The sequence below is a fragment of the Micromonospora sp. WMMD1219 genome (genome assembly GCF_049315215.1).
Lineage (GTDB): Bacteria > Actinomycetota > Actinomycetes > Mycobacteriales > Micromonosporaceae > Micromonospora > Micromonospora tulbaghiae.
The window spans coordinates 2,855,175-2,873,057 of the sequence record NZ_CP186057.1 but is presented as its reverse complement, the minus strand read 5'-3'; the positions used below and the strand labels follow the sequence as shown (position 1 = coordinate 2,873,057).

Genomic DNA, 17,883 nt, shown 5'->3' with positions numbered 1-17,883 from the left:
ACCAGGTGGCCGGGCGGCCTCGGTGCACCCGCCTCGCATGACGCGTCGCGGGAGTCTGTGACACAGCAGCCGGTGGTTTCCCGACTCACCACCATCGGTGAGCAGGTCTCGCCGTCTGCGGCGACCTGTGGAAACTGCGGCGCGGCGTGGGCCTTGAGCAGGGGTGACGGGCTACCGCCGAGAGCTTCGGGGGTGCGCCGAACCGCAGGAAGATCGCATGCTTCGCGGCTGTGCTAGGTCTAGAGCGTAATCGCCTCGTCCGACCTGCGGCAACAGGGCCCCGCTCGGCGTGTCAAAGTCTACCCCGGATGACCCGGGCACCGCTGACATCTATCGGCAACTCCCACCGGCGCCAATCTGTTCCCGCCTGGAATCCGGCCGGGACCTCGGAGAGCGCCAGCACCGTCGGACCCGCCCCACTGACCACAGCCGCCACACCGGCCTCGCGCAGCGCACCGACCAGCCCTGCCGTGGCCGGCATCCCCGGCGCCCGCTGCTCCTGGTGCAACCGGTCGACGGTGGCGGGCAGCAGCAGCCCGGGATCCGCGGTCAGCGCGTGCACCAGCAGGGCCGCACGGCCCGCGTTGAACGCCGCGTCGGCGTGCGGCACGGTGGCCGGCAACGCCGCCCGGGCCACCGAGGTCAGGCCCCGCTCGGCGGGCACGAAGACGGTCGGGCGCACCGCCGGCGCCACCGGCAGCGAGACCGCCCGCGCGCCGCCCGGTTCCGTCCAGGCGATGGTGAAGCCGCCCAGCAGGCAGGGCGCGACGTTGTCCGGATGCCCCTCCAGCTCGGCCGCCAGCCGCAGCGCGGCGTCGCCGTCCAGCCGCTGCTCGCCGTCGGCCACCAGCGCGCGGGCCGCCAGCACCCCGGCCACGATCGCCGCCGACGACGAGCCGAGCCCCCGGGCCTGCGGGATGCGGTTGACGCACTCCAGCGCCAGGCCGGCCGGCTGCGCGCCGAGCGCGTCGAACGTGGCCCGCATGGCGGTGACGATCAGGTGCCGCTCGTCCGACGGCAGCTCGCCGGCGCCCTCGCCGGTGACCGAAACCCGTACGCCGCCGTCCGTCACCTCGGCCGTGACGTCGTCGTGGCGGCCGAGGGCCAGACCGAGCGCGTCGAAGCCGGGGCCCAGGTTGGCGCTGGTCGCGGGCACCCGGACCCGCACCGGGCCGGGGGTGAATGTGGTCGGCACCGGCTCATGCTAGGACGTCACCCCGACAGCCCGGCCGGACCGCCCGGAGCGTGGGATTGGCGTGTCAGCCGGTGCGCTCGGGGGTCGGCGTGTCGACCGGGTCGGTGAGCGAGAGCCGCCGGGTGGCGAACCGCCAGCCGATCGCGTACACGACTGTGACCAGGCCACAGCCGGCCAGCACGGTGCGCTCGTCCACCCGGTCCACCACGAGCGCCACCACCAGCTGGCTCACCGCGATGGCGAGCGTCGCCAGCATCATGTCGGTGGCGAAGACCCGCCCGCGGAGCCGGTCCGGCACCTCGCCCTGCAACGCGTAGTTGGACAGCACCCAGTTGCTGCCGCCGCCCAGGTGGGCCAGGAACACCAGGACCAGCACCAGCGGGAACCAGGTCACCACCGAGGCGCCCAGGTAGGCCAGGCCGTACATGGACATGGACAGCGCCAGGCCGGTGAGCAGCCAGGCCCGGTTGCTCAGCACCCGGCGCATCATGATCGGGCCGACCAGCGCCCCAGCGCCGCGGGCGGCGAAGAGCAACCCGGCCCCGACCGCGCCGACGCCGTACACCCCGGCGAGCAGCGGGAAGACGGTGAGCACGCCGTTGCCCAGGCCGACCGCCGACTTGACCGTGACCAGCGCCAGCACGCGCGGGCGGTGGGCGATGTAGCGCAGGGCCTCCCGGATGGCCGCCCAGGTGCGCGGCACCGTCGCCGCCGGGTCGCGCGGCGCCTGCAACGGCCGGCGGATCAGCGCGGCCAGGCCCGCGGCGGCGAGCAGGCCGACGGCGGCCACCCAGAAGCTGGCGTACGGGCCGGCCACGGCGCTCAGGATGCCGCCGAGCGAGGCGCCCACCACAGTCATCGTGCCCCAGGCCGAGCCGGCGACCGCGTTGCCGGCGGCCAGGTCCTCCGGGTCGACCACGTTGGGCAGCGCGGCCTGGGCGGCCGGCGAGTAGAACGCCTTCGCCACCGCCACCAGCGCGATCGCCGCCAGCGCCAGCCAGGCCGTACCGGCACTGCGCACGCCGAGCAGCAGCAGCACACCGGCGAGCGCGCCCACGTTGGCCACCATCATCACCTTGCGGCGATCGAACCGGTCGGCGATCGTCCCGGCGTACGGGAGCAGCAACGCGGTCGTGCCGGTGTCCACCGCCAGCACCAGCGCACCCCAGACGCCGCTGCCGGTCAGCTCGGGCAGCAGCACCAGCAGCGGCACCATGACGAACCAGTCCGCGCCGAAGACCACCAGCTCGGCGAGGAACAGATGGCGGAAGTCGCGGTTGCGGACGAGGACCGAGAGGGTGGGTGACACGCGGGCACCCTACCGGGCCGCCCCGGGCGTGGCAGCGCGGCGCAGCAGGTCGGAGACCGTGACGAAGGTGTATCCCCGGGCCCGCAGACCGTTGATCATGTCGGGCAGGCCGCGGAGTGCGACGAGCCGGCCGTCGTTGCCGACGTCGTGGCCGAGCAGGATCGTGCCGGGTCGCACGTCGGCGACGATCCGCCGGGCGTGCCCGGCCGGGTCGTGCGGGAACTCGCTCTCGACCATCTGGAGCGTCCAGAGCACCAGGCGGTAGCCGAGCCGGGCCGACGCGTACAGCACCGAGCCGCCCAGGTGCCCCCAGGGCGGGCGGAGCAGCCGGGGCGCCGAACCGGTGGCCGCCGTGATCGCGTCGTGGCTGCGGCGCAGGTCGTCGTAGACCGTCGCGGCGTCCATCCGGGCCAGGTCGCGGTGCGCCCAGCTGTGGTTGCCGACCTCGTGGGTGCCCATCCGGCCCCGGACCAGGGTGGCGTGCTCGCGGGCCCGCTCACCGACCAGGAAGAAGGTGGCCGGCACCCGGTGCTCGTCGAGCGTGTCGAGCACCATCGGGGTCCACTGTGGGCGGGGGCCGTCGTCGAAGGTGAGCGCCACCAGGGGTTCCTCGGTGCGGACGCCCCAGACGACCTGCATCCCGCCGGTGCCGACGTCCTGGTGGCGGTTGCCGAGCGTGGCGCTGGCCGGGCCGCCCGAGATCGGGAGCCGGCGGTCGGCGACCCAGGTGCTCTCGACGGTCGCGACGGAGCCGACCACCGCCCCGCCGAGCAGGAGCGCGGAGCGGCGCAGCACGGTACGCCGATCCCACCGGCCCGCACCCCCCGCCATCACGCCTCCGAACCGAAAGTAGGCAGCAGCTCACTGAGCGTACCGCCCGGTGCGGCTCGGGTGTGTCCCGCGCGCCGAGTGCCGGGAGGTGCCCGCGCGGGGCCCCTCCCGGCCGGTCACTCGGTGGGCGGGAGCGGCGACTGGCGGCTCTTGGGCAGGCGGAGCACCTCGAACTGGTCGGTGCCGTCGACCAGCGCGCCCGACGGGCGGGCCGGCGGCGGCGCCACCACGGCCCGCTCCTCGGCCCGCTCCCCGCCGCCGACCGCCACCGGCACCGGGTCCGGCTCCGGCCGCGGCTCGACCGGCTCGGGGGCGCCGCCCCGCCGCCGGTTCCGGAACGAGCCCTTGGTGTGCTCGACCATGGTGTAGAGCGTCGGCACCAGCACCAGCGTCAGCAGCGTCGAGCTGAGCAGGCCGCCGATCACCACGATCGCCAGCGGCTTGGAGATGAAGCCGCCCTCACCGGTCAGGCCGAGCGCCATCGGCAGCAACGCGAAGATGGTGGCGACGGCGGTCATCAGGATCGGCCGGAGCCGCCGCCGGCCGCCCTCGACCACGGCCTCGGTCACGTCCATGCCCTGGGCCCGGTACTGGTTGATCAGGTCCAGCAGCACGATCGCGTTCGTCACCACGATGCCGACGAGCATGAGCACGCCGATCAGCGCCGGCACACCCAGCGGCGTGCCGGTGACCAGCAGCAGACCGATCGCGCCGGTCGCGGCGAACGGCACCGAGATCAGCAGGATCAGCGCCTGGGTCAGGCTGCGGAACGTCGCCACCATGATCAGGAAGACGATCGCGATGGCGGCCAGCACCGCGAGCCCGAGGTCCGCGAACGCGTCGGCCTGGTCGGCGCTGACACCGCCGATCACGTACGTGGCGCCCGGCACGTCCAGCGCGTCCAGCCGCTTCTGCAGCTCCTGCGTGGTGGCGCCGAGGTTCGAGCCGGTCGCCGTGCCGGTGACCGAGACGCTGCGCTCCCCGTCGATCCGGGTCACCAGCTGCGGGCCGTCGACCTGCTCGACGTCGGCGATCGCGTCCAGCGGCACCGCGCCGACCCGCAGCGCCCGCAGCTCCTCGACGGTCAGCGGCGGCCGGGCACCGCTGCTGAGAACCACGTTCTGCGCCGTACCGTCGAGCGTCACCTGCCCGAGCGGCGCCCCCCGGTACGTCTGCGCGACGAGCTGCCCGACGGCCGCCTCGGTGAGACCCGCGCGGGCCGCGGCCACCCGGTCCACTGTCACCTCGACGCGCGGCACCTGGGTGGCGAGGCTGCTGGTGACGTCCTCCACGCCCGGCGTGCCGGCCATCGCGCCCCGTACCGCCTCGGCCGCCCGGGTCAGCGTCTCCTGGTCGGCGGCCTGCACGACCACCTCGACCTGGTTGGCGGAGGCGTTCTGCCCGCCGCCGAACGTCAGCTCGCCCACCTCCGGGCCGAGCGCGTCGAGCTCCTTGCGCAGGCCCTGCCGTACCGTCGCGGCGTCGGTGTCGTCGGAGAGCGACAGCGACCAGGTGGCCCGGTCGCTGCCGCCGCCGGCGAACGGGTTGTCCCCACCACCGGCGCTGACCTGGTAGGTCTCCACCCCAGGGGTACGCCGCAGCACCTCCTCGACCCGCGCGGCGGCCCGGTCGGTGCCGGCGAGCGAGGTGCCGGCCGGCATCTCCTGCCGGATGGCGAGCGTGTCCTGGCCGGAGTCGTCCAGGAAGTTCGTCTCCAGCTTCTGCGCCAGGCCGAACGTGCCCAGGAGCACGAGCAGGCCGAGGCCCACCGTGGCCCAGCGGGTCTTCCGCGAGCGGGTGGCGAAGTCGATCACCGGCAGGTACGCCCGCTGCAACGGGTTGCGCAGCTCCTTCTCCTCGGCGGCGCGCCGGGCGGCGGCGTCGTCGGACCCGTCGCGCGGCCGCAGGAACCAGTACGCCAGCACCGGGATGACTGTGAGCGACACCAGCAGCGAGGCGAGCAGCGCCACCGTCACGGTGATCGCGAACGGGGCGAACAGCTGCCCCACGAAGCCGCCCACCAGGGCGATCGGCGCGAACACGGCGACCGTGGTGAGCGTGGACGCGGTCACCGCGCCGGCCACCTCGCGGACCGCGGTGAGGATCGCGTCGCGCTTCGGTTCGCCGTACTCCAGATGGCGTTTGATGTTCTCCAGCACCACGATGGAGTCGTCCACCACCCGCCCGACGGCGATGGTCAGCGCGCCGAGGGTGAGCAGGTTCAGCGAGTAGTCGCCGGACCAGAGCACGATCAGCGCGACCAGCACGGACAGCGGGATGGACACCGCGGTGACCACCGTGGAGCGCACCGACAGCAGGAAGACCAGGATCACCACGACCGCCATGACCAGGCCCAGCAGGCCCTCGGTGGTCAGGCTCTCGATGGACTTCTCGACGAACGGGGCCTGGTCGAAGACCACTGTCAGTTCGGCGCCCGCGGCGTCGCCCAGCTCGTCCAGCCGGTCCCGGATCTCGTGCGAGATCTCCACCGCGTTGCCGTCCGGAGCGGCGGTCACCGCGATGCCGAGGCTCGGCTTGCCGTTGGTGCGGGTGAACGAGGTGGCCGGGGCGAGCTGCTGCTCCACTGCGGCCACGTCGCCGAGGCGTACCGGGGCGGCGGGGGCCGTGGTGAGCACGATGCCGCGCAGGTCGTCGAGCGTACGGATCGGCGTGCCCACCTGCACCGGCAGCGACCGGTCGCCGTCGGCGAGCGCGCCAGCCGGCACGGCCACGCCGTTGCTCTTGAGCGCCGAGGCGATGGCGGTCGGCGCCACCTTGGCGGCGGCCAGCTTCGCCGGGTCCGGCGTGATTGTGACGACCTGGTTCCGGGCGCCGGTGACGTCCACCGCGCGGACGCCGTCCAGCGCCTCCAGCTCCGGTACGACGGCGCTGCGCAGCTTCTCCGCCAGCGCCCGCTCGTCGCCGTCACCGGTCGCGGCGACCACCACGGCGGGCAGGTCGTCGGTGCTGCCGGCGATCACCTGCGGGTCGACGCCCTCGGGGAGCTGGGAGTCGATCCGGTTGAGCGCGGTCTCCATCTTGTTGACCACGTCGTCCAGGTCGGTGCCGAACTCGTACTGCACCTGGACCGTGGCCGCGCCCTCGCGCGAGGTCGAGGTGACCTTGTCCAGGCCCGGGATGCCCTTGAGGCTGTTCTCGATCGGCTCGGCGACCTGGGATTCCACGATCTCCGGCGCGGCGCCCGGGTACGTCGCCACGATGAACGCGGCGGGGAACTCCAGCGACGGCAGGAGCTGCTGCTTCAGCGACGGCACGGCGAACAGGCCGAAGGCCGTGGTCACCAACGCGATGAGGGCGATCAGCCCCCGGTTGGCGAGGCTGAATCTGGCGAGCAGCGACATCGGCGTTACTCACTCCTGGAGAGGTGTCTGCGGGGGTGTCTGAGTCTGCCGCACGCCCCGACACTCCCGGCATCCGCCCCAGCCGATGACACCGCCGCCCTCGGGGGCGTCCCCGCCCGCCTTGATCGACTCCACTTCGCCGAGGTGGCGGCATCCACCCACTCCGATCCCGCCACCTCCCCGAGCTGGTGTCGATCAAGAGCGGGGATGCCGCCACCTCCCCGAGGTGGCGTGGATCAGGGCGGTCGGGGGAACCCCGAAGGAGACGGAGGGATCAGACCAGGTCGAGCGAGCGGGCGGCGGCCAGCGCGTCGTTGGCGATGGTCACCGGCGCCGGGGCGGTGGAGATGGCCCACTCCGGGTCCTTCAGGCCGTGCCCGGTCACGGTGCAGACCACCCGCGACCCGGCCGGCACCCGACCGGCGGCGGCCTGCTGGAGCAGACCGGCGACGCTGGCCGCGCTGCCCAGCTCGACGAAGACGCCCACCTCGCGGGCCAGCAGCCGGTACGCCGACAGGATCTCCCGGTCGGTGACCGCCGAGATCAGACCGTCGGAGGCGTCCCGCGCGTCGATCGCCTTCGTCCAGCTCGCCGGGTTGCCGATCCGGATGGCGGTGGCGATCGTCGACGGCTCCGGCACCACCTGCCCGGTGACGATCGGGGCGGCGCCGGCCGCCTGGAAGCCGTACATCCGGGGCGCCTTCGTGGCGTTGCCGTCGCGAAGGTCCTCGGAGTAGCCCATCCAGTACGCGGTGATGTTGCCGGCGTTGCCGACCGGCAGGCAGTGGATGTCGGGCGCGTCGCCGAGCGCCTCGACGATCTCGAAGGCGGCGGTCTTCTGGCCGTGCAGCCGGTCGATGTTGACGGAGTTGACCAGCGCGACCGGGTAGTCCTGGGCGAGCTTGCCGGCGAGCCCGAGGCAGTCGTCGAAGTTGCCCTGCACCTGGAGCAGCTTCGCGCCGTGCACGAGCGCCTGAGCCAGCTTGCCCAGCGCGATCTTGCCCTGCGGCACCAGCACCGCGCAGGTGATCCCGGCTCGGGCCGCGTACGCGGCGGCGGAGGCGCTGGTGTTGCCGGTGGAGGCGCAGATGATCGCCTTGTCACCGGCCTCGACGGCCTTGGAGACCGCGACAGTCATGCCGCGGTCCTTGAACGAGCCCGTCGGGTTGGCGCCCTCGACCTTGAGCCACACGTCCGCGCCGACCCGGGCGGAGAGCACCGGCGCCGGCAGCAGCGGCGTGTTGCCCTCGTGCAGGGTGACGACGGGAGTCGCCCCGGTGACCGGCAGCCGATCCCGGTACGCCTCGATCAGTCCCCGCCACATGTCGTGCTCCTCGCCTCCGTCGCCCCGCTCCGGGGCCTGTCACCAGCGTGGACCAGCCTGCCCGGCCGGCCACCGGCACACCCTGCTCTAACCATCAGGCGGGACGCGCGGGTTACGCGCCACCCTCCACCCGCAGCACACTCGTCACCGAACGGACGATGTCGAGTCCGCGCAGCTCACTGACGGTGGCCGCGAGCGCGGCATCGGGCGCGACGTGGGTGACGATGACCAGTTCGGCGTCCCCGCCGGCCGGGCCCTGCCGAACCGTGGCGATGGACACCTCGTGCCGGGCGAAGACGCCTGCCACCCCGGCCAGCACGCCCGGCCGGTCGGCCACGTCGAGGCTGATGTGGTAGCGGGTGAGCGCCTCGCCCATCGGCCGCACCGGCAGGTCCGCGTACGCCGACTCGCTCGCCGCGTGCACCCCGGCGAGGCGGTTGCGGGCCACCGCCACCACGTCGCCGAGCACCGCGCTGGCGGTGGGCGCGCCACCGGCGCCCCGGCCGTAGAACATGAGCTGCCCGGCGGCGTCGGCCTCGACGAAGACCGCGTTGAACGCGTCGCCGACGCTCGCGAGCGGGTGCGTCAGCGGGATCATCGCCGGGTGCACCCGGACGTTGACTGTCTCCCGGCCCTGCGCGTCGACGCCCCGGGCCGCGATGCAGAGCAGCTTGATCGTGCAGCCCATGGCCTTGGCGCTGGCCACGTCGGCGGCGGTCACCTCGGTGATGCCCTCACGGTGCACGTCGGCGGCGGTCACCCGGGTGTGGAACGCCAGCGAGGCGAGGATGGCGGCCTTGGCGGCGGCGTCGAAGCCCTCCACGTCGGCCGTCGGGTCCGCCTCGGCGTACCCCAGCTCGGTGGCCTCCTCCAGCGCCTCGGCGAACCCGGCGCCGGTGGAGTCCATGGCGGAGAGGATGAAGTTCGTGGTGCCGTTCACGATGCCGGTGACCCGGGTGATCCGGTCGCCGTGCAGCGACTCGCGCAGCGGGCGCAGCAGCGGGATGGCCCCGGCGACGCTGGCCTCGTAGTAGAGGTCGGCGCCGCCCTCGGCGGCGGCGTCGTGCAGCGTCGCGCCGTCCTCGGCGAGCAGCGCCTTGTTGGCGGTGACCACGCTCTTGCCCGCGCGCAGCGCCTCGACCAGCCAGCCCCGGGCCGGCTCGATGCCGCCGACCACCTCGACCACCACGTCCACGTCGTCGCGCTTGATCAGCCCGAGCGCGTCGGTGGTGAACAGTGCCGGGTCGACCGGCAGGTCGCCGCGGTCACGGCCGATCCGGCGTACGGCGATCCCGGCGATCTCCAACGGGGCGCCGATCCGGGCGGCGAGGTCTTCCGACTGCTCGTGCAGCAGCCGGACCACGTCGCTGCCGACAGTGCCGCAGCCGAGCAGCGCCAAGCGAACCGGTGAGGTCATCCCACATCCAATGCCAGCAGGTCGTCTTCGGTCTCCCGGCGGACGATCAGCCGCGCCCGACCTTCGCGGACGGCGACGACCGGGGGCCGCGGGACATGGTTGTAGTTGCTCGCCATGCTCCGGCAGTAGGCCCCGGTGCCGGGCACCGCGACAAGATCTCCGGGCTGCACGTCAGCGGGCAGGAATTCATCCTTCACCACGATGTCCCCGGACTCACAATGCTTTCCCACCACGCGGGCGAGCATCGGCTGTGCGGTCGACGTGCGGTTCGCCAGCGTGGCCGAGTACGAGGCGTCGTAGAGCGCGGTACGGATGTTGTCGCTCATCCCCCCGTCCACACTGACGTACGTCCGCAGGCCGTCCACATCTTTCACGGTCCCGGCCTGATAGAGCGTGAACACGGCCGGACCGACGATCGCGCGGCCCGGCTCGACCGACAGGTGCGGCACGGCGAGGTTCTCCGCCGCGCACTCCCCGTCGACGATCTTGCGCAGGCGCTTCGCCAGGTCGTGCGGTGACGCCGGGTCGTCCTGCGTGGTGTACGCGATGCCGAAGCCGCCGCCCAGGTCCAGCTCGGGCAGCTCCACGCCCCGGGCGTCGCGGATCTGCGACTGGAGGGCGAGCACCCGGCGGGCGGACACCTCGAAGCCGCTGGCGTCGAAGATCTGCGAGCCGATGTGCGAGTGCAGGCCGCGCAGCTCCAGCACGTCCTCGTCGAGGATCTTGAAGGCGGCCGCCGCGGCGGCGCCGCCCGCGAGCGAGAAGCCGAACTTCTGGTCCTCGTGCGCGGTGGCGATGAACTCGTGGGTGTGCGCCTCCACGCCGACGGTGACCCGGACCAGCACCTTCGGGCGTACCCCGCGCTCGCGGGCCAGCTCGGTGAGCCGGTCGATCTCGGTGAACGAGTCGACGATGATCCGGCCCACGCCGGCGTCCACCGCCCGGGTCAGCTCCGCCACCGACTTGTTGTTGCCGTGGAAGCCGATCCTCTCCGGCGGCATCCCGGCCGACAGCGCGGTGGCCAGCTCGCCGCCGGTGCAGACGTCGAGGAACATGCCCTCCTCGGCGATCATGCGGACCACGGCGCGGCACAGGAACGCCTTGCCGGCGTAGTAGACGTCCGCGTCCGGGAAGGCCGCCCGGAACTCGCGGCAGCGCTCGCGCAGGTCGTCCTCGTCCAGCACGTACGCCGGGGTGCCGTACTCCGCGGCCAGGTCGCGGACGTCCAGGCCCGCGACGGTGAGCGCGCCGCCGGGGCCGCGCGCCACGTTGCGCGGCCACAGTTGCGGCACCAGGGCGTTGACGTCGACCGGGGTACGCAGCCACGCGGGCCCCCGGGTGCCGATCTCGCCGTGCAGTGCGCCTGCCTCGTGAGCCCGCATGTCTACTCGTCTCCGCTTCGCGACTGCGGGGCTCGCAAGCTCACTCCTCGCGCTCGCACGCTACATCCGCTCCGGCGCGGACACCCCGAGCAGGTGCAGGCCGTTGGCGATGACCACCCGGGTGGCGTCGTTGAGCCAGAGCCGGGCCCGGTGGGTGTCGGTGATCTCCTCGTCACCCTGCGGGGCGATCCGGCAGTTGTCGTAGAACCGGTGGTACGCCTGCGCGACGCTCTCCTCCAGGTAGCGGGCCACCCGGTGCGGCTCCCGCAGCTCGGCCGCGGTGGCCACCACCGCCGGGAACTCCGCGAGCGCCTTGAGCAGCTCGTTCTCCTTGTCGTGGCCGAGCAGCTCCGGCTGGAACGCGGCGGCGTCACCACGGGTCAGCCCGATCTCGGCCGCGTTGCGGGCCGCACCGGCGGTCCGGGCCGCGACGTACTGCACGTAGTAGACCGGGTTGTCGTTCTTGGCCCGGGTCCACAGCTCCACGTCGATGTCGATGGGCGAGTCGGCCGAGTAGCGGGCCAGCGCGTACCGGGCGGCGTCCACGCCGATCGCGTCGACCAGGTCCTCCAGCGTGACCACGGTGCCGGCCCGCTTGCTCATCCGCACCGGAGCGCCGTCGCGGACCAGGTTGACCAGCTGGCCGATGAGGATCTCCAGGTTGCGCGCCGGGTCGTCGCCGAAGCACGCGGACATCGCCTTCATCCGGCCGATGTAGCCGTGGTGGTCGGCGCCCAGCATGATCACGACCCGGTCGAAGCCGCGCTCCCGCTTGTTCAGGTAGTAGGCGCAGTCGGCGGCGAAGTACGTCCACTCGCCGTTGGACTTGCGCAGCACCCGGTCCTTGTCGTCGCCGAACTCGGTGGTCCGCAGCCAGGTCGCGCCCTCGGACTCGAAGACGTGCCCCTGCTCCCGCAGCCGGTCCAGCGCCGCGTCCAGCGCACCCCCGTCGTGCAGGTCCTTCTCGTTGAAGTAGGTGTCGAACTCCACACCGAAGTCGCGCAGCGAGGACTTGATCTCGGCGAACATCAACTGGACGCCCTCGTTCCGGAACACCTCCTGGGCGGCGTCCTCGGGGAGGTCGAGCACGTCCGGCCGCAGCCGGACCACCTCGGCGGCGATCTCCGCGATGTACGCGCCGCCGTAGCCGTCCTCCGGCGCGGGCTCGCCCTTGGCGGCGGCCAGCAGCGAGCGGGCGAACCGGTCGATCTGCGAGCCGGCGTCGTTGAAGTAGTACTCGGTGCCCACGTCGGCGCCGGTGGCGCGGAGCAGGCGGCTGAGCGCGTCGCCGACGGCCGCCCAGCGGACCCCGCCGATGTGCACCGGGCCGGTCGGGTTCGCCGAGACGAACTCCAGGTTGATCCGCTGACCGGCGAGGGTGTCGCTGCGCCCGTACGCCGGGCCGGCCTCGACGATGACCCTGGCGAGCTGGCCGGCGGCGGCCGCGTCCAGGCGGATGTTCAGGAAGCCGGGCCCGGCGATCTCCACCGACTTGATCCCCGGCGCCTTGGCCAGCTCGTCGGCCAGCGCGGTCGCCAGCTCCCGCGGGGGTACGCCCACCTTCTTGCTGAGCTGGAGCGCCAGCGTCGAGGCGTAGTCACCGTGATCGGGATTACGGGGTCGCTCGACGGTGGTCTGCGCGGGCAGCGCGGCGCGGTCCAGTCCCCGCTCGTCGAAGACGGCGTGGGCTGCGGCGAGGACGACCTCGGCGAGTTCTGCGGGAGTCACTGATCCATGTTATCGGGGGTAGACTCGGGCACCGCGGAGGCGACCCAGCATGTGAACCGGCCCCGCGCTCCCCTGACCGACCGACCTGACGAGGCACGATGAGCATCAGCACCCCGGGCGGCCCGGAGCGCCGTCCCACCGTGGTCAGCACCGGCAAGAAGCCGGCCGCCGGCCGGCCCTCGGCTGCCGACAAGCCCGCCGCGAAGGCCGGCTCGGGCAAGACCGGGGGCGGCAAGGGCACGCCACGGCAGGGCGCCGGGGGCAAGGGCCGCAAGCCGGTCGCCCCGGTGAAGGTGAGCCAGGGCCGTTCGTGGGGCCCGATCGCCCTCTTCGTCGCGGTCGGCGTCCTGGCCGTGGGCATCATCGGCGTCGGCGCCTGGGCGGTCTACCAGGGCGGCCAGCCGTGGCAGAAGCGGGCCGAGGCGATCGACGGCATCGTCGACTACCACGCCAAGGACAAGGACCTGGTCAAGGGCGGCAACCACCAGCCCGGCGCGATCAAGTACGACATCCTCCCGCCGGTCGGCGGCCCGCACAACCAGGCGTGGCAGAACTGCATGGGTGACGTCTACGACGCCCCGATCGCCAACGAGCACGCGGTGCACAGCCTGGAGCACGGCACGGTCTGGATCACCTACCGCCCGGACCTGCCCGCCGAGCAGGTGGAGAAGCTCCGCAGCAAGGTGCAGGGCAAGGAGAAGACGATGCTCAGCCCGTTCGAAGGGCTGGACAAGCCGATCTCGCTCCAGGCCTGGGGCTACCAGCTCAAGGTCGACAACGCCGACGACGGCCGGATCGACGACTTCATCAAGACCCTGCGGGTGAACGCCTCCATCGAGGGCCCGAACGCGCTCTGCGACCAGGGCGTCACCGCCACCGGCACCGCCCCGCGCGACAACCTGCAGAACACCATGCCCCAGCAGCCCACCCAGTGAGGACGCCGCGATGACCGCTCCGGTGACCACCGACAGCGAACTGGACGAGGCTCCGGCCGCCGACCAGGGCGGCCGGGGCGCGGTGCGCCGCTACGGCCTGCTGGCGGTGGCCGCCGCCCTCGTGGTCGGGCTGGTCCTCGGGTACGCGGGCGGCCTGCTCACCCCGACGCTCACCCGTCCGGGTGAGAACTCGGCGGAGGCCGGGTTCGCCCGGGACATGACCGCCCACCACAACCAGGCCGTGGCGATGGGTCTGCTGGCGTTCAGCCAGGGTCAGGACCCCGAGGTACGCCAGGTCGGAGTGGACATCGCCACCGGCCAGCAGGGCGAGATCGGCACCATGCAGACCTGGCTGCGGTCCTGGAAGCTGGACCCGACCGGCGAGCAGGCGCCGATGGCGTGGATGAAGGACGGCGGCGGGCTGATCAAGAACGGCCTGATGCCGGGCATGGCGACGCCGGAGGAGATGGCGAAGCTGCGCGCGGCGAGCGGCCGCGAGTTCGACGTGCTCTTCCTCCAGATGATGATCCGTCACCACATCGGCGGGGTGCACATGATCGACGGCATCCTCGACGAGGGGGGCGACGACGACGTGCTGGCGGTCGCGCAGACGATGAAGAACACCCAGCAGAACGACCTGACCAACCTGAGCGCCGCACTGAAGCGCCTGGGCGGAACCCCGTAACACCCGCCCACCCGATCCACCGAGGCCCGGTCCCCCACCCAGGGGCACCGGGCCTCACCATCCCCGCCCTCCGCCCGCCCCCGCCCCGCCCCGCGCCGCCCCGCGGAGCGCCGGCGATCTTGCAGTTACTGCCCCGGTGATGCCGGATTCGCCCCGTTATCGAGGGGCCGCAACTGCAAGATCGCGCACGGGGTGCGGGGGTCGCGGCGCGGAGATCTTGGTGCGAAGGGGCCCCTGGGAGGGCCGTTTCGTACCAAGATCTTGACTTCGGAGGGCTGCGGGCTGTCCGGAATGTTCGGTATGGGGGTTTGTAACGGTTTGGGGTTAACGGGTCATTGAGGGGGTTGGAGAGTTTTCTACCCACATATCGTGACCAGTTGCGATTCGGGCTCGTTGCCCAAGACGTGGGGGTTGCACTCAGAGACGCAGGGCGGTCGGTGACCAGCTGGTGCCGACGCCACACCATCGGCGGTGACGGAGCGGTGGCAGCCGTCCGTCGCGGACTGCGGCAGGGCGAGCCGGGAACGCTCAGCCGCGAACAGGAACTCGAACTCATCGACGTGCTCCGGGGCGTCCACCCCGACGAGTTCGGCCTCGACGAGGAGCTGTGGACACGGCAGAGCCTGACCGCTCTCATCGAGCGGCGGTTCGGGCTGGCGATGGACGCCGGCACCGTCGGGGCGTACCTCCGGGCCTGGGGTCTCGGGCCGCGCGAGCCGCGCGAGCGGGCCTGCGGCCTGTGCGTCGGCGCGGTCGAGCGCTGGGTACGCAGCGAGTACCCGGCGATCACGCGGGCGGCCCAGGAGCACGCCGCGGAGGTCTACTGGATCGGCCGGGTACGTCTGCGCGGCACCATGCCCGCCGCCGACGTGGTCTCGGCGGTGTCCTCGCGGGGACGGGTGCGGTTCATGGTGACCACGCCGTCGGTGGACCCGCCGCTGCCCCGGGACTTCGTGCTGCGGCTCAGCGGCGCCGAGGAGCGCACCGTGCACCTGATCGTGGACGGCTCGTGGCCGCGCAACGAGTGGCCCCGCCGGCTGCCCCGCCGGGTCGTGCTGCACCCGCTGCCGAGCTGCGGTCGCGCCGTCGCCGCGGCCTGATCCGACGAAGATCGACTCGCGGGGGTACCGATTCGGTGATCCGGGAGGGGGTTTGCTACTCTTCTCGGGTCGCTGAGCCCCCGTAGCTCAGGGGATAGAGCACCGCCCTCCGGAGGCGGGAGCGCAGGTTCGAATCCTGCCGGGGGCACCTCACAGAAGACCTTCACGAGCCCGACAGCCACCTTGGCTGCCGGGCTCGTTCCGTTCCCGGGCGAGCCGGCCTCCTTGACCACCGGCTCACTGCTTTACTACGTTACTAGTAAAGCAGTGAGGAGCATCGTGTTCGTCTTCCGGCTCGACACCCACTCCGGCGTGCCGCCGTACCTGCAACTCGTCCAGCAGGTCCGCCAGGCGGTGCTGCTGGGCTTCCTCCAGCCCGGTGACCGCCTCCCGCTCATCCGCGAGGTGGTCGAGGACCTGGCGATCAATCCGAACACCGTCGCCAAGGCGTACCGGCAGATGGAGCAGGAGAACCTGGTCACCGGCCGGCCCGGCCAGGGCACGTTCGTCAACGAACAGCAGTCGGCCGCCATGTCGGCGTCCACGTACACGTCGCTGCGCCGCGGCCTGGAGACCTGGTTGCGCCGCGCCTACGCGGCCGGCCTCGACGAGCAGGCGGTGGACGCGCTCTTCACCTCCGTCCACCAGCAGACCAGGAAAGAGGACGTGGCGTGACAGCGACCGGGTCGGCGCTACGCACCGACGGTGTGGGCAAGCGGTACCGGAAGGGCTGGGCGCTGCGCGACTGCACCCTGGCCCTGCCTGCGGGCGGCGTGATCGCCCTGGTCGGGCCGAACGGCGCGGGCAAGACCACGCTGCTGCGCCTGGTCGTCGGGTTGCTGGCACCGAGCACCGGCACGGTGGAGGTCCTCGGCCGGGACGTCACTGCGAGCACCCCGCAGACCCTGTCCCGGGTCGGGTTCCTGGCCCAGGACCACCCGCTGTACAAGCGCTTCACCGTCGCCGAGATGCTCCGCTTCGGCCGGGCCTGCAACCTGCGGTTCGACCAGGGGCTGGCCGAGCGCCGGCTGGCGAAGCTGGGCATCCCGCTCGACCGCAGGGCCGGTTCGCTCTCCGGCGGGCAGCAGGCCCAGGTCGCGTTGGCTCTGGCCCTGGCGAAGCGGCCGGAGCTGCTCGTCCTCGACGAGCCGGTGGCCAGCCTCGACCCGCTGGCCCGGCACGAGTTCCTCCAGGTCCTCATGGGCGCGGTGGCCGAGGGCGGGGTGACAGTCCTGTTCTCCTCCCACGTCGTGCACGAGCTGGAGCGCGTCTGCGACCACCTGGTCGTGCTCAACCAGGGCCGGGTCACGCTCGCCGGTGACATCGACACCCTCCTCGCCGAGCACCGGCTGCTCGTCGGCCCGCGCACGGCCAACGACCTCGACCGGGCCGCCGCCGTCGTGGAGGCCGTCCACAGCGACCGGCACACGACCCTGCTGGTACGCGACGGCGGCATCCCGGCCGCGCCGGGATGGCAGGCCCGGCCGGTCGCGCTGGAGGATTTGGTGCTGGCGTATCTGCGCCGGCCGTCCGAGCCGAGCGCCGGTGTCCCGTCGGGGGTGGCGGCGTGACGTGGTTGATCTGGCGTCAGCACCGGACCGAGGTCTGCGTCCTGGGCCTGCTCGTCGGCGTGTTCGGCGTCGCCCTGCTCGTGCTCGGGACGCAGGCCCACGACCTGTTCCCCGGCGGTCCCGCCCGCTGTGCGGGAGAGGCAGGTGTCGGCGACGCCTGCGCGGCCTCCTTCCGCCGGCTCGACGACGAGTACGGGTACGTCGAGAACCTCCTTGCGGCCTTCTATCTGGTCCCCGTCGTCATCGGTGCGTTCCTCGGTGCGCCGCTGCTCGCGCGCGAGCTGGAGGACGGCACCTGGCAGCTCGCCTGGACCCAGGCCGTGCCGCGGATGCGCTGGCTGGCGGCCAAGCTCGTGGCGCTGGCCGGCGTCACAGTCGTGCTCACCGGGATGTTCACCGCGGTGCTCACCTGGTTCCGTCAGCCGTTAGACGCGTGGGAGGGGCGGTTCCAGTACGACGCCTTCGACCTGGAGGGGCTTGTGCCGGTGGCGTACGCGCTGTTCGCGTTCGGCGTGGCCACCGCGGCGGGGGCGATCCTGCGGCGCAGCCTGCCCGCGTTCGGCGTCGCGTTCGGGGCGTTCCTCGCCGCCCGGATGTCGGTGGCGCTGCTGGCCCGTCCCGCGTACGCCACGCCGCTCACGGCCATGGAGCCGGTCCCCGCCGGCGGCGGGACGGACCAGGCGGGGCACCGGTTCGTGCCCGGCGTCGCCGACTGGGTGATCGAACGCGGCTACGCGGACGCCACCGGGCACAGGCTGAGCAGCGTCGAGTACTACGAGCTGGAGGACGCCGCCAACCGGGCCGGCGCCAACGTCAACCAGTTCCTGCACGCGCGGGGCATCCAGCAGTTCGGGGTCTACCACCCGGCCGACCGGTTCTGGACGTTCCAGCTCATCGAGGCGGCAGTGTTCGTCGCCGTCGCGGCGATCCTGGTCGGTGTGGTGGTGTGGCGGGTCCGGCGCCGCGTGCTCTAGTGAGCCACCCTCACCTTTGTCCCCGATTCGCGGATGGGCCGGTCGTGAGCTGGCTAACCTCGCGGTGAAC

Annotated in this window: 14 protein-coding genes and 1 tRNA gene; 7 read left to right on the top strand and 8 right to left on the bottom strand. The window is 72.7% G+C overall.

Annotated elements, in window-relative coordinates; translation table 11 throughout:
* Positions 1-292 precede the first annotated feature (292 nt).
* The 8 genes from thrB to argS all read right to left on the bottom strand — a co-directional run bounded on the left by thrB (position 293) and on the right by argS (position 12,548).
* On the bottom strand, positions 293-1,195 hold the full coding sequence (gene thrB / locus ACN27C_RS13825) for a homoserine kinase (RefSeq protein WP_121685744.1): 903 nt from the start codon (positions 1,193-1,195) through the stop codon (positions 293-295).
* Positions 1,196-1,259: 64 nt separating this feature from the next.
* The gene (locus ACN27C_RS13820) at positions 1,260-2,504 is read right to left on the bottom strand and encodes an MFS transporter (protein WP_120573342.1); all 1,245 of its coding nucleotides are present in this window, start codon (positions 2,502-2,504) and stop codon (positions 1,260-1,262) included.
* Positions 2,505-2,513: 9 nt separating this feature from the next.
* Positions 2,514-3,335, bottom strand: coding sequence for a polysaccharide deacetylase family protein (locus tag ACN27C_RS13815; protein WP_334461894.1), 822 nt, complete (start codon positions 3,333-3,335; stop codon positions 2,514-2,516).
* A gap of 116 nt (positions 3,336-3,451) precedes the next feature.
* Positions 3,452-6,697, bottom strand: coding sequence for an efflux RND transporter permease subunit (locus ACN27C_RS13810; RefSeq protein WP_422751304.1), 3,246 nt, complete (start codon positions 6,695-6,697; stop codon positions 3,452-3,454).
* Between the two features lie 274 nt (positions 6,698-6,971).
* The gene (thrC, locus tag ACN27C_RS13805; protein ID WP_120573339.1) at positions 6,972-8,021 is read right to left on the bottom strand and encodes a threonine synthase; all 1,050 of its coding nucleotides are present in this window, start codon (positions 8,019-8,021) and stop codon (positions 6,972-6,974) included.
* 112 nt (positions 8,022-8,133) lie between these two features.
* Entirely contained in the window at positions 8,134-9,438 is a 1,305-nt protein-coding gene (locus ACN27C_RS13800) for a homoserine dehydrogenase (RefSeq protein ID WP_120573338.1), read from the bottom strand.
* Positions 9,435-10,820, bottom strand: coding sequence for a diaminopimelate decarboxylase (lysA, locus tag ACN27C_RS13795; RefSeq protein ID WP_120573337.1), 1,386 nt, complete (start codon positions 10,818-10,820; stop codon positions 9,435-9,437). The genes ACN27C_RS13800 and lysA overlap by 4 nt, the downstream gene beginning before the upstream one ends.
* 60 nt (positions 10,821-10,880) lie before the next feature.
* Positions 10,881-12,548, bottom strand: coding sequence for an arginine--tRNA ligase (gene argS, locus ACN27C_RS13790; RefSeq protein ID WP_047893771.1), 1,668 nt, complete (start codon positions 12,546-12,548; stop codon positions 10,881-10,883).
* 98 nt (positions 12,549-12,646) lie between these two features.
* On the opposite strand from argS, the gene ACN27C_RS13785 reads away from it, so the two are divergent.
* The 7 genes from ACN27C_RS13785 (at position 12,647) to ACN27C_RS13755 (ending at position 17,813) form a co-directional block, all read left to right on the top strand.
* Positions 12,647-13,483 (top strand): DUF3105 domain-containing protein, encoded by an 837-nt coding sequence (locus ACN27C_RS13785; protein WP_422751303.1) that lies wholly within the window; start codon positions 12,647-12,649, stop codon positions 13,481-13,483.
* Between the two features lie 10 nt (positions 13,484-13,493).
* Positions 13,494-14,168 carry a DUF305 domain-containing protein gene (locus ACN27C_RS13780; RefSeq protein WP_120573334.1) on the top strand — a complete coding sequence of 225 codons (675 nt, stop codon included), beginning with the start codon at positions 13,494-13,496 and terminating at the stop codon, positions 14,166-14,168.
* A gap of 404 nt (positions 14,169-14,572) precedes the next feature.
* The gene (locus tag ACN27C_RS13775; RefSeq protein WP_026267749.1) at positions 14,573-15,268 is read left to right on the top strand and encodes a winged helix-turn-helix domain-containing protein; all 696 of its coding nucleotides are present in this window, start codon (positions 14,573-14,575) and stop codon (positions 15,266-15,268) included.
* A 76-nt stretch (positions 15,269-15,344) separates the two neighbouring features.
* Positions 15,345-15,416: transfer RNA gene (locus ACN27C_RS13770), tRNA-Arg, on the top strand.
* A gap of 131 nt (positions 15,417-15,547) precedes the next feature.
* Positions 15,548-15,943 (top strand): GntR family transcriptional regulator, encoded by a 396-nt coding sequence (locus ACN27C_RS13765; RefSeq protein ID WP_120573333.1) that lies wholly within the window; start codon positions 15,548-15,550, stop codon positions 15,941-15,943.
* Entirely contained in the window at positions 15,940-16,839 is a 900-nt protein-coding gene (locus ACN27C_RS13760; RefSeq protein WP_422751302.1) for an ABC transporter ATP-binding protein, read from the top strand. Before ACN27C_RS13765 ends, ACN27C_RS13760 begins: the two co-directional genes overlap by 4 nt.
* The gene (locus ACN27C_RS13755; protein WP_422751301.1) at positions 16,836-17,813 is read left to right on the top strand and encodes an ABC transporter permease subunit; all 978 of its coding nucleotides are present in this window, start codon (positions 16,836-16,838) and stop codon (positions 17,811-17,813) included. The genes ACN27C_RS13760 and ACN27C_RS13755 overlap by 4 nt, the downstream gene beginning before the upstream one ends.
* Positions 17,814-17,883: the final 70 nt, after the last annotated feature.

What these genes read in the sequence shown, in the direction of transcription:
- ACN27C_RS13815 (WP_334461894.1), bottom strand. Translation starts at nt 3,335, where the DNA reads ATGGCGGGGGGTGCGGGCCGGTGGGATCGGCGTACCGTGCTGCGCCGC.
- ACN27C_RS13810 (WP_422751304.1), bottom strand. Translation starts at nt 6,697, where the DNA reads ATGTCGCTGCTCGCCAGATTCAGCCTCGCCAACCGGGGGCTGATCGCC.
- thrC (WP_120573339.1), bottom strand. Translation starts at nt 8,021, where the DNA reads ATGTGGCGGGGACTGATCGAGGCGTACCGGGATCGGCTGCCGGTCACC.
- ACN27C_RS13800 (WP_120573338.1), bottom strand. Translation starts at nt 9,438, where the DNA reads ATGACCTCACCGGTTCGCTTGGCGCTGCTCGGCTGCGGCACTGTCGGC.
- lysA (WP_120573337.1), bottom strand. Translation starts at nt 10,820, where the DNA reads ATGCGGGCTCACGAGGCAGGCGCACTGCACGGCGAGATCGGCACCCGG.
- ACN27C_RS13785 (WP_422751303.1), top strand. Translation starts at nt 12,647, where the DNA reads ATGAGCATCAGCACCCCGGGCGGCCCGGAGCGCCGTCCCACCGTGGTC.
- ACN27C_RS13780 (WP_120573334.1), top strand. Translation starts at nt 13,494, where the DNA reads ATGACCGCTCCGGTGACCACCGACAGCGAACTGGACGAGGCTCCGGCC.